5 protein-coding genes are annotated in these 12337 nt (G+C 51.5%); 1 reads left to right on the top strand and 4 read right to left on the bottom strand.

Annotated features, from left to right (window positions below; all coding sequences use genetic code 11):
- Positions 1–79 precede the first annotated feature (79 nt).
- Positions 80–5647, bottom strand: a complete 5568-nt coding sequence (locus tag PKO02S_RS20465) for an S-layer homology domain-containing protein (protein ID WP_127585704.1) — start codon at positions 5645–5647, stop codon at positions 80–82.
- Between the two features lie 1106 nt (positions 5648–6753).
- Complete coding sequence (locus PKO02S_RS20455; protein WP_246067149.1) at positions 6754–9312, bottom strand: PEP/pyruvate-binding domain-containing protein; 2559 nt, start codon at positions 9310–9312, stop codon at positions 6754–6756.
- Positions 9313–9551: 239 nt separating this feature from the next.
- Between PKO02S_RS20455 and PKO02S_RS20450 the strand changes: the two genes are divergently transcribed.
- Positions 9552–10472, top strand: coding sequence for a DUF2167 domain-containing protein (locus PKO02S_RS20450; RefSeq protein ID WP_127585702.1), 921 nt, complete (start codon positions 9552–9554; stop codon positions 10470–10472).
- Positions 10473–10547: 75 nt separating this feature from the next.
- On the opposite strand, the gene PKO02S_RS20445 is transcribed toward PKO02S_RS20450, so the two are convergent.
- Together PKO02S_RS20445 and PKO02S_RS20440 are read right to left on the bottom strand one after the other, a co-directional pair.
- A complete protein-coding gene (locus PKO02S_RS20445; RefSeq protein WP_127585701.1) occupies positions 10548–10739 on the bottom strand; it encodes a hypothetical protein in 192 nt (63 codons plus the stop codon).
- Between the two features lie 187 nt (positions 10740–10926).
- Positions 10927–12081 (bottom strand): serine hydrolase domain-containing protein, encoded by a 1155-nt coding sequence (locus PKO02S_RS20440; protein WP_127585700.1) that lies wholly within the window; start codon positions 12079–12081, stop codon positions 10927–10929.
- Positions 12082–12337 lie beyond the last annotated feature (256 nt).

The raw sequence follows: 12337 nt of genomic DNA, 5'->3' as shown, positions 1-12337 counted from the left end.
CTCGTCTTAATACGGCCGACTCATCATACAACAAAAACCCGCCGATTGGCGGGTTTTTGTTGTGTATCCGAGCAGCGGGCTAGTTAATCAATCCAGACTTCTGGAGCAGTCGCTCCACGATCACGGCAACCTCGGCTCGGGTAATGGAAGCTTTAGGAGCAAGCTCCGTCTCGCTTCTGCCCGATACCAGACCGGATTGGACGCTATCCGCAACGCTGCTCTGCGCCCATGTGGACGCCTCTGCCGCATCGGTGAACGCACGCAAGGTTGCGTCTATGGATAGAACCGGCAGCCTCGCCTTCAAGCCGGTGAGCGTCATGGCTTTCGCGAGAATGACCATAGCCTGCTCACGGGTAATCCGGTCGTTCGGCCGGAATGTACCGTCCTCGAAGCCACTGATCAACTGATACGCATGCACCGTATGGATTGCGCTGTTGTACCAATCGGTTTGCTTCACATCGGAGAAAGGCGCTGGTCCATTCTCCAGCTTCAGCCCCAGTCCGCGAACGATGACGGCGGCAAACTCCGCGCGGGTAATGTCCCGATCCGGGCTGAATACACCTTCTTCCGTCCCATTGATGATCATGCGGGAACCCATCTGATTCACCGTATGGCGCGCCCAATGGTTGGTCACATCGCGGAATTCGAGCACGCTGGATACGACGGTGTACGTGCTGTTGGTACGGCTGTTGAGCACGGCATAATGCTTCCCGTCAATCGTGACGATCTTGGTTGGAATCGGACGAACCGTCCCATCCGCCTCCACCACGATTCCCGTCGTCACCTGATCCGGGTTAACGCCATCTGGAAGTGCCAACGTTCGTTCTACATAAGCATCAAACTTCGATAGCTCGATCGTTGTATCGCCAAATGTTCCTTGGACGGTAAACTCCATAGGCGGTGCGATAATGGTGAATGTTCCTTTTGCCGCAGCATTCTCAACAACTTTTAATATGTCTGCCGATGGCGTAGCGATCTCAATCTGAATTCGGATATCCTCAAGCGCGGCAGACGGTCCGACTTGCTCTTGAATAGCCTGGAAAATTTTCTGCGCGGGAAGCGCATACGTGGCTTGAGCTTTTTTGAGTTCCAGAACCGCCTGATTATCCACGAGGCTCTGCATCATTGGACCGCTCAGTTCCCCGACGGCACGATCCGATCCGGTGTTCATTTCAATTGTAATGACGGTACCCGGCCCTTCGGCCGCAGCCAGTTTCGCTTCCAGCTTCTGAGGGTCGACAGTTACGGTGGTTACGGATTGGCCGTTTCGTTCGGTTGTCTTCTCCGTTCCCATACTCGCAGGAGTTGCTGTCGGTCCTGGTGTAGCAGTTGCTGTTGGCGTTACTGTCGGCGTTGCCGTCGGTGTAGCTGTTGGTGTAGCTGTTGGTGTAGCTGTTGGTGTAGCTATCGGTGTTGCTGTCGGTGTTGCTGTCGGTGTTGCTGTCGGTGTCGGTGTTGGCGTCGGAGTCGGAGTCGGCGTTGGTGTTGGCGTTGGTGTTGGCGTCGCACTCGGACTCACGGCGTTGGACGGTGCGGAGAGTTCACTGCCGCCCACTCCATTGATTGCTTTTACGGTAAACGTATAGCTCGTTCCATTCGTTAAGCCTGTAACGGTGAGCGGGCTTGTCGCTCCTGTCTTGACCGCGGTGCCTGGGGAAGCGCTCACCTCATAGCTTGTAATGACATCGCCGCCGTTGCTTGCCGGTGCCGTAAACGTAACCGTAGCTTGACCGTCTCCGGCTGCAGCCGTCACATCCGCAGGAGCTCCGGGTACGGTCGCTGGAGTAGCGGTTACTTCATTCGAAGCAACGCTCGAGCCTGCCGCGTTGCTTGCTTTCACCGTAAAGGAATAAGAGGTGCCGTTCGTTAAGCTTTGCGCGGTATAACCAGGTGCAGTTACGGTAGCAAGCGGTGTGTCGCTGTACTGCCCTGAAGTCTCGGTCTTAAATACATGATATTGGGTAGCTTCCGAGACCGCATTCCAGTTCAAGGCGACTTGACGATCCCCTCTCACGGCAGTCACATTCGCAGGAGCGGCTGGACGCTCAAGCGGACTCACGGTAAAGGTTTTCTCGGCAAAAAGAACTTGGCCGGTATGGACCGTCACCTTTGCCTTAATCGTATGAGAGCCGGCTTTTCCGGTGAAATCGTACGCTGTACCCGAAGGGATGCTCTGGGAATCCAAGAAATACTCCACTGCATATTCATCGGTGCCTAATCCTTGAGGAGCTGCGTCAAACAACACCGGTACGGTTTCGCTGAATGACATCCCATCGGTTAGCTCCGCGGCGTTTGCCTTTAGGGTAACAGGGATATCGTTCACCTTGGTCAGAACGAAGTAGTCCAGGTTTAATCCGGCTGTGAAATTGGTCATTCGGATCGTGTGCTCGCCAGCTTCCAGGTAGTACACCAGGTCCTGGCCATCTCCGTTTTGCAGCACCACGTTCTCGCGATCATTCCATGTATTGGTTCTCGGATAATAGAAATACTTTTCCTTGCTTCCGTCGATCTGGAAAGCTCTCACGGAAGTATACACGGCCGACGCATAACGCATCGTGACGCGATAGTTGCCCGCTTCCGGAGCTGTGAATTTCCACTCCAAAATATGGTCCCGCTTATCCCAGCCGAAGAAAGTATCGCCCAGCTTGTTAAGCGTTGAATGCGAGCCGTTCTTGAAGCTGATCGTTACTTTTCCGCCCTCTTCGAGCGTAAAGTCCTCCGCCTCAATCAGGATGCCGTCGCGATCGACTTCAACGACTTTAACTTGGCCGATTGTGGAATCATCCGTCTCAATGCCCATCTTCAGCTTGGTCGGCTCCGGTAAGGAGGCAAGACCGCTAGCTTTAGCAATCACATAAGTACGATTAGGATCGGCGGTGAAGCTGACGGCCCCGTTCACAACCGTATGCGTTACCGGCGTCAGCTCGTTCGTATCCTTCAACGCCAGCTCGAACACGAGAGAATCCGCCGGCATTCCGTTAAGCGAAACCGGTGTCGACAGGGTGCCGTCGAAGTCCAAGCGGTAAGCATCTGCAGCCACTTTGGACAACTGGGCCGTTGCTGCGTTAGTCAAATTCAACCCCAGCGTTTGGCCGGAAGCACTTTTGCCATTGACAACAGCCACCACCGTTTCTTCGCCCGCAACCTTCCGCATGAAGGACACGTTTCCATCGCTGTTCAGGCCTCCGGCAGTCTTCTGCACACCGGTAGTTCCTGTCATGACCACATCGGTCGCAGACTTGTTAGGCGTCACAATCTGGGCGGCACGCACATCATAGGCTTGCTCGCCCGTTACCGGCAAGCTTGTGATCGTACGCAACTCGCTCGCTTCCCGATACGGCTCCATCACGTTGAAAAAGGTTGAATTCTGCTGTCCATTGCGGCGTGCGATGATCAATTGATTGTCGAAAACACCGCTCCGGTTTGTGCCGGTCCCTTTAATAATCTCCGTGTCCGCTTCTCCCAGCATGGTCGTACGGAAACGGCCTTTTACCCCCAGAGTCCAATCCGATTGCCAGAGGTCGCTAGTCGAAGCGCGGCTCAAATTATTAATATACTTGTAGCCCATCGTAGTGCCCAGTCTCTTGTCGGCCTGCGATTCCGCCACCAATGGGATCGTGGTGCTCTCCATGAAGCCGTTGATCGTTAGCGGATAGTCATAGCTGTGGGTACCGTCGCTTTTGGCGCGGAACACGTCGACCACATAATCGTCTATCTCCATCACCGTACGATTTAGCTTAACGCCCAGATCCTCATAAGCCCTGTCATTCCCGCCTTGAGCAACCTTGAACAATGGCCCGACGGAAAGCGCGTTCAAATAACCGGCGGTCGTGGTGCCTTCCGGATCTCCTTGAAACTCCACATTTGTGTTTTTCTGCGGCGCCATCGAACGTTGATCCACAACCAGGGTATTGTGGGCGATCGTGTGCCTCGCGTATTCCTTGTGCTGTGCCGTGCCATAAGTGAAGCGGCCCTGATCGACAAGAATTTCCTTGCCCAGTCCGAATAAAATGATATTTAATTTGTCGGCGTGCGTATGTCCGGGGGTGCCCAGGTTATCCCATTTGAAGGCGAGATTATTCGAATTGTGCTGATCGCCTTCCGAACGCAGAATCGTCTGACCTGAGTCCATGAGTACGGTGCTGCCGAGTTTGTTGTAACCCAGTTTGTTAAAATACCCGTTGCCGATCGTAAACTCGTATTCTTCTACCGTCGGCTTCGCCCAGAACATCGTGAAAGGGAGAGCGGGGGTGCCGGTAAAATTACGGGATGGCCCAAAATATTGCGAGATAACCCATGCATACTTGGGATCCTTATACTGGTTGTAAGCCGCTTCGTACACGTACGAGGGCTGTAAGCCGTTCTTGTCGGAGTCTCCGAATGCCGGACGATACATATTCGGGAACATGTAATAGATCGGCACGTCCAGCAGATCCTTAATGCTCTTATTCTCCGAGTACATGCTCCGTCCCGGATAAGGATACGGCTGATCGGGATTGCGCGCTCCGGACATAGCGAGCCCGTACAGATCGTAATTGCTCCGTCTCGCCGCTTCCGCAAGCCAAATAAACGCCTCTAGCCGAACCTCATGGTAACTGATGGTTTCCTCCCACCATAAGCCGTCGTCGAGGAATCCGTTAATCATGTTGTATTTGAGCCCGAATCCAGGATCATCGAAGGCGTAATCGATAAATTCTTGTTCATGGAGCAGGAGGCCGATCGTTGCGACGGCCCAGTTCGTGTAACCCTGGTTCGCCATCGGGTATCGGAACAGCTTGCGAAGCTGCTCGGCCATTTTGCGGAATAGCCCGTTTTCGATCTTTTCCCGATCGTCTGCGGTCAGCACAGGACTGTTATAGAGAATATCGTACGCCCATGTGAAAGCGAAAACCGCATTGCCGTCGTCCTTCTTCTGGTTGTAAATGTATGCGTCTGCGCCGGTGGCATAGTAGTCGGCATAGCGCAACAGGATGTTCTTGGAGCCTTCCGCATAATACGAATCGCCGGTCAAGGCGTATAGGTTGGCCAAGTTCCTGGACGCTTCGAACGCGTAGCGGTGCTTGTCGTTATTCTTGGCAGGGACGACCGTCATGGTGCCGTAGTTGAGCATGTCCGTCTCGCCTTGGGCGAGCATCGCACCTAGCGTATTTTTATACCATTGATCGGTCTGTATAAGCCCCTTGAGCGTCTCTATCTCCTCTGCCGTGGTGAACAGATGCGGATGCTGCAAATTCAACAGTCCCGGCTTAATTCGAGGGAGGAAGGAGTATAGCTCCACGCCGATCACAGCAGAACGCGAGCCGTCCGTCATCTGAATCGCAAAATAGTTCTTCTGCAGCTGGGGATTGACCTTCAGATCGACCGTGTAAGTCCCGCTGGCCGGCTGGTTCGCCGCTACAAGGGTGGCCTGACCGATGGTTGTCGAGTCAATCGCAGAATCCGCCGCGTATACGGCTGCAGTGGCCGTCTTCCAGGTCGTATCCGCAGTCCATTTGATCACGATCGTATCGTTGATTGTTAGCTTGGCCTCCAATTTGGAAAGGGCCGCAACCTCCGCTTGAATCGGGGGAGGAGGGGGCAGGAGGCTGAGCACCATGATACAAGTTAAAAGCATTGCCACATTCTTAGTTAACCACTTCAAGCTCATTCTTTTGTGACTCCTTTCGGATATGGAATTGGTTGGGGTTGTTTCGTAAAAACCGATCAGCTCAAAAACATCCTCTCCTTTGATATGGGTATTACTTGCCTTGGATACGCTTCCATCTTAAGGATGCAGCCATGTGCCCGTATATGTTCCATGCTTAAAATTTTGGTGCCATTCTTAATATCAGAGCGGTTAATCGCGTTGAAGAGCCGATCGGAGAGGATTGCTCGAAATCCCTGTTGAACTATAAAGTAGGAAAAGATCCCCTGACGGACAGCATCAAGGGATCTCATTTAGGAGGCATTCTGACACACGCTAAGCCGGGATTCCTCGGGATACGCAGCGTGAAGTGGAATTTCACGAAATTCCTCGTCGATCGGGAAGGGCAGGTCATCCGGCGCTATGCGCCGACGATCACGCCGGAGAAGTTGGAGAAGGATATTGTGACTTTGCTGTAGGGGGGATGCGGGTGGGGGACCGCAGGGGAGCGGGGGTGGCACCGGGCGACTGCCGGGACAACAAGGGCAACCGCCGGACCAGGGGGACCGCTTGGGTTGAGGGAACCGTCGGGATAGCGGGATTGCGGGACTGCGGGACTGCGGGATTACGGGACTGTGAGACTGCGGGATTGCGGGACTGTGAGAGCTACTGGGACTGCTGGACTGGGGACTGCGGGACTGCGGGATTGCGGGATTACTGGACTGTGAGACTGCGGGATTACGGGACTGTGGGACTGCGGGACTGCGGGACTGTGAGACTGCGGGACTGTGAGAGCTACTGGGAAAGCGGTGACCATCGGGAGTGCTGTTTTACGGGGAGTGCGGGCAACCTTCAATTTTTTTGCGGCCACAGAAGCCCTTATTTGTGACAAAAGTTGCGTTTCGCTAGTTTGGCGGCCACAGAAGCCCTTATTTAGCTGAAAACCGGCTATCTGAGCATTCGGGAAGTCAAATAAGGGCTCGTGTGTCCGCCAAAAGTCCAAAAACGCTGAAAGCAGCACAATAACGAATCTCCTGTCCGCTAAACCTGCCGGCGGCGGGGCGACGAGACTATAACATGCAAAAAAAGCAACCCCCAACGGCCCAAACCGCGGGGGTTGCTCTTCTTGTTCACCCAGGAATACAGATCAGCCGCTGTGTGACGATATCCGAGAACACTTCCATCCCATCCGTGGCGGCGACATGGATCACGTCGGTGAAGGGTTCACCACTTCCAGGCAGAAGGGATGCTAACAAGTTCTCGCGTTCCAAGATGACTTCCGGATTATAAACCACATCCTTCCGTCCTGAGAAAATAGCCGCATAAAAAATACCCGTCTCCACCAAATCCTGAAAGAAGTGGCTGCCGTAAGACAATTCAGGCGCCATACCACCCTCAGACGAGGCTACCTCGCAGATCACCGACATGTTGCTGAGCTCCGCGAAATGTACAGGTACGCCAAGCGACGGAGTGGAGGTTCCCCATCGGCCAGGGCCGACGAGCATCGCATTTCTCCCCTTCAGCGCGCTATTGATCTTGCCCACCTGCCTGGCTACCGCGTATTTCCCTTGCTCGCCCCGCTCCAAGTAAGGCTTGGCACGGACCAATACGACATAATCAATCGGCAGCCGCACATTTCCCCCAATGAAATCGCCATTTGAAGAGAAGAAGCAATCCTGAACATCCGATAGCTGCGGGAATTCGACCGATTTGCCTAACCCTCGCGTTTGCAGCGGCCGGCACTGCACCAGGTTTATGGTAAAGGAGTTGTCTCCCGTGAAATTCGCAGTAAATTCGATATCCACAGGATACTCGTACACCTTGGACAGCAGAGACAGCATGTCCCGCATCAGGGCAGGGAATTCCGTCCTCCCGAGCAACTGTTGAAAGTCAACAATGTATGGCGTGCTTCTCCCTGTGATCCCAAGCTGTTTCATCCGCTCCTCCGTCTGATAGTCTATCGAAGCGAACAACCCTTTGTTGACCTTTAGATCCTGGTGCATTATTTCATCCGAGCTGAGGGAGGTCAGTTTATTTTCCTTGAGCGACAGAACATCTACATAATGCTGAGAGAACTTCTTATAATCTTCCACGTTCATCAGCGGCAACCGCGAAGGATCATCCAGGCTCACGATCCGGGCATAATCGCCGACGGTCCGATCCACCGCCCTGGTGCCCAGGCCGAACACCATACGTAGCATCCCGGCATCCATATTAATTTTCTTGTTCCATACGTACAGATTCGAGGAGTTGCCTACCCCGGCGAGATGAGGGAAAAAGAGCTGGTTATAATGGTCCCCCGAAACGCGTTGGACGAGGATGGCCATCTGCTCATCCTTCTCCGAAAGCCCACGATTCATGCGATAGGCAATGGCCTCCTCGCTCATCGTGCTGGCGTAGACGATCCGGATCGCTTGCTCGAAGGCTTCACAGCGCTCCTCCAGCGTTCCCTGATTCACGCAGAATACACTCTCGTATTTTCCTGCAAAGGCATTCCCGAAATTATCCTCCAGCAGGGAGCTGGATCGTACGATTAAGGGAGACTGACCGTAATATTCCAACACTTGGATAAACTTTTCTCTAATATTAGCCGGAAATTTACCGTTCAACATCTTCTCTCCGAGCTCAGGCGCATACTTGAAATAACCTTCGCTGGTCCTCTGCTTGGTGCGCAGCTTCCACCACCCGTTCTGAACGATATAGGTGTAGAACACGTCGGATCCTATGAAGAAGGAATCATGAGGCTCCATATAGGGGGCGAACCTCCCGTTACCGTCGCGCTCCAGTATTTTTCTTGCGATTAGCATCCCGACACTTTTGCCCCCGATAAAGCCGGTGCCTACCTCTCTTGAGGCAATCTTCAGAATGTCCGCCAAGGTGAAATACCGGTTGCACAGCTCGAACATTCTGGATTCATGGCCGATCAGAATAGACATTAACAGCCGCTTGGTGCTCTCCTTTTGTTCAGGCTCCAAATCAAGCGTCTCTTCCGCATTTTTGAACAGCACATCCCAATAATCGAGCCTTTCCTCCCCCCGGCGGATGCTGGAAAACAGCTTCGTCGCTTCCGCGCTGGCCGTGATGGCCACAGCCTCCTGTCCTTGGATGAGATGCGGGAAGTACATCTTCGGAGAATGTCGCTCCCACACTTTCAAGGGATGAATGTAGTAATTGTGGTTGACTTGATAGAGGTCCAACAACACTTGAGTCGTTTCCCGGATCGATGAAATCGTACTATAGGTATGCACATTTCGGATCACCGCAAAATACGCTATCGTGTCCATCTCATATAAGAAGGGGCACATCACCTTAAAAAAATTGCCGATCATCAAATCGGAGTGCCAGTATTCCAACAAGTCGGTCAGACAGTCGAACACATAGAATGCGCCTCTGCCCTCTTCCCGAACCAGACTGTTCAATTCCATCGCAAAGCTCTCGAAGCCATGCTCTGCACTCAAGCGATAAACAAGAATATCGTCGCTGTGCTCCAGAATCGGCGGATGGTTGCCAAACCGTACATAAATCAGCTTTCTCCCATCCAGCCTCGCTTGACTCACGTAGGGGTCGACCATAATCCGGTATCCCGATACCGAGTCCACCTGCCACACCACATTGTCGCCTATCCGAAGGTGGTCGATTGCTTGATCAAACTCTCTTAACCCCGTACTAACCTTTTCCAGACTATTCAAAAAGAAGTCCTCCCTCATTCATCACAAACGAATTACCACCGCTTCAGCATGAACCCTATTCTATCATATTTCCCTTATCGTCCCGTCCTATTCTGCTATAAAAGCTTATCTCCCCGGATTATCTCATGCGCAAAAAAAATCTTAGAATATATTACATGTACAGGCAGAATGTGGTAATCTGGTGATGCATGACTATTTCGCTATAGGCTATAGATGCCTAATACTAGGGAGGACGCCACTTGAAAGGTGAACCACGCATTGCCGCCGAAGTTTTAAAAAGAGTATTCATTCTAATCGCTCTCATGCTATTCGTCTTCCCGTGGAGTGCAATTGCAGCAGATCCCCCTGCGTCCACCCTGCCCCAGGTGAACTGGATCAAAGGCGGAGTTGTTGTCGAGCTGGGCTTGACCAGTACGCTTGAGCTGGGCGAAAATTTTGTATTCCTGAATGGGGAAGACACCAAAACCATTATGAAATCATTCGGGGATATTCCATTTGGAAACGAGATCGGCAGCGTATATCCGGTTGATTCGAATCAGAACTGGGCGCTTTACTTGGAATATACCGAATCCGGTCATATTAAGGATGATGAGAAAGCGAAGATAGATGCCAACGCGCTTCTGGACAGCTATCGGAAGGGGACCGAGAAACAGAATGCCCGCTTGTCGGCGGATCGGCAGCTAGAGATTACGGGCTGGGACGTCAAGCCGTTTTATGATGAATCGCTCCATAGTCTGGCTTGGTCGCTTGCAGCACGAGAGAAGCAGTCCGGCGTGGAGCTGGTCAATTATGACGAACGAATCCTGACCCGAACCGGGTATATTTCAGCCATCCTGGTTACGGATCCGGCTAACCGCAGTCATGATCAGCAAGTCGTAGCCCGTGAAATCTTACCCAAAATTACGCAAAAGCCAGGCCAGCGCTATGAAGATTTTAATTCCTCTACGGACAAAGTCTCGCAATATGGTCTCACTGCTTTGATTCTGGGCGGAGCCGGACTCGCTGTGGCCAAAAAAGCAGGGTTGCTCGCCGTCATCCTTCTGCTTTTCAAAAAGTTCTGGATCGTTGTCCTGGCCATCTTCGGCGGGGGCTGGAAATGGTTGAAGGGGAGATTGGCGCGGAAGAAAGCGGAGGCTGCCATTCAGGAAACCACGGTATAATAGTGTAGTAGAGATAGAAGGACAACAGGCTGCCGTAATTGGCAGCCTGTTACATGAAATCGAAAAAATATCCGCTTATAAAGCGGTCGCTTGAAGCTCCGTACGAAGTCGGGATTGGAACTCTTTCAGAAGCTGAAAATAGTTAGGCACTTTGCGAATATGAGCGGTGATTTTACTGATCAGCTGCATGTATTCATCGTTTCTGATCTCGGATGCGATTCGAAAAATCGTGTGGAGGCTGCCAATCGCTTGATCTTTACTTATCATTCCCTCCTCCAGATGGAGAAGAGTACGTTCAATTTCACTGTTCATAAACCACAAAGCCTTTGCTTTCATGTTATCCAAAAGCCGTTCACCCGTTTCCATAAGTATTGGTCATTTGCCGACGTTTATCAGTCTATGCAATGCCCATTTTTTATAGAAGAGGTGTAAAACCAGAATTTTCGTCTCAACCCTAGTCCTCCATACACGATAGTGCAGCGTCGCTGAAATATTCGAAATAATGATACGGCCGATTATTTACCCTTTTCATCGTTATTTGGAAGTTCAAGATTACCATTTCATTCACAGGGTCAACCATAATCAGAGTGTTCCCTCTGCCGGAGTTCGAGAATGTTTTTTCCGATCGCAGCGTACCTGTGTAATCTTGTTTGCTCCCACTTACATTCCACGCTAGTCCCCAGCACGCTTCTCTGAAAAATTCATCGCCTATTCTTGAAGACACCCCCGGAATTTGGTTTGAGGTCATCTTCTCTACACTGAGCTTGCTCCATAGTCGTTGATCATTATAGGAGCCTCCATTTAAAAAAGTCTGGGCGAACACCGCCATGTCCATAACGGTAGAACATAGCCCGCTTCCTCCCCATGGAATAGAAATCTGATCGTAATGAGCGAAATCCGGGAACGGAGCATTCGGCGGATGCTGTGCTACCCTGGAGTACTTACTTTCAGGAAGCAAGAAATGTGAGTCTACCATACCAAGCGGATTAAAAAGACGCTCTTCTACAAAATCAGGGAAAGATTGTCCAGTGACTCGCCTAATGACTTCGGTCAGCAGTGTAAAAGCGAATCCACAATACCTCATTTCCTTGCCGGGCAAAAAGGACAGAGGCGCTTCGTATCCAGCCGTTAAGTACTTGAACACTTCAGGATGCTGATTATTAGGGCACTGCGATCGATCAGACGGAGCTTCTCCTTTATTCATCGCATTCCATATGTAATCCTCGGCAATGCCGGAGGTGTGAGTCATCAAGTGATGAATCAGCACCTTTTCCTTGTGTTCACCGACAAATTCCGGTATATAATCCTGAACCGGCACATTCACAGCGACCTTGCCCTCCTCTACCAGCAGCATGATGGCTGAGGCCGTAACCGATTTCGAAATGGAAGCTAACGGGAAGATGGTGTTTAAATCTACCGGTCCGTAATTCCGCTCATACTCTGGATTCACATAAAAATTGTGGCTTACGATGACTCCACGTCTAGCAATCAGAGAAACGATAATGGGGGAAACACCCTGATTTACCCACTCTTTCTGCAATTTTTCTAGGTTGGCGATCCGACTTGAGGACATGCCAACCTCTCCAGGGAGGCCGTATTTAAATTTCATGAAAAAAATCACCTCTCTCCAGGATAAGTAGCGTCCAATAATCGGACACTGTAAAACATCCAGTTTCTACTAAAATATCATTTGTCATTAAACCTTGACAACATTTTTCATTGCTAGGCAACTGCAATTGTGGCTCTTGATAATAAGGTATAAAAGGAATTTGTTTACACAGGAACAAACGTGCGGTATTCTGATGGTGATCTGGTAATATATTCAAATTGCAGGATTGGGCTTATGTTAACCCTTAGACTCTCAC

The sequence above is a fragment of the Paenibacillus koleovorans NBRC 103111 genome (genome assembly GCF_004000845.1).
Taxonomy (GTDB): domain Bacteria; phylum Bacillota; class Bacilli; order Paenibacillales; family NBRC-103111; genus Paenibacillus_AA; species Paenibacillus_AA koleovorans.
The sequence above is the reverse complement of the archived record's forward strand: the minus strand, read 5'-3'. Positions and strand labels throughout refer to the sequence as shown.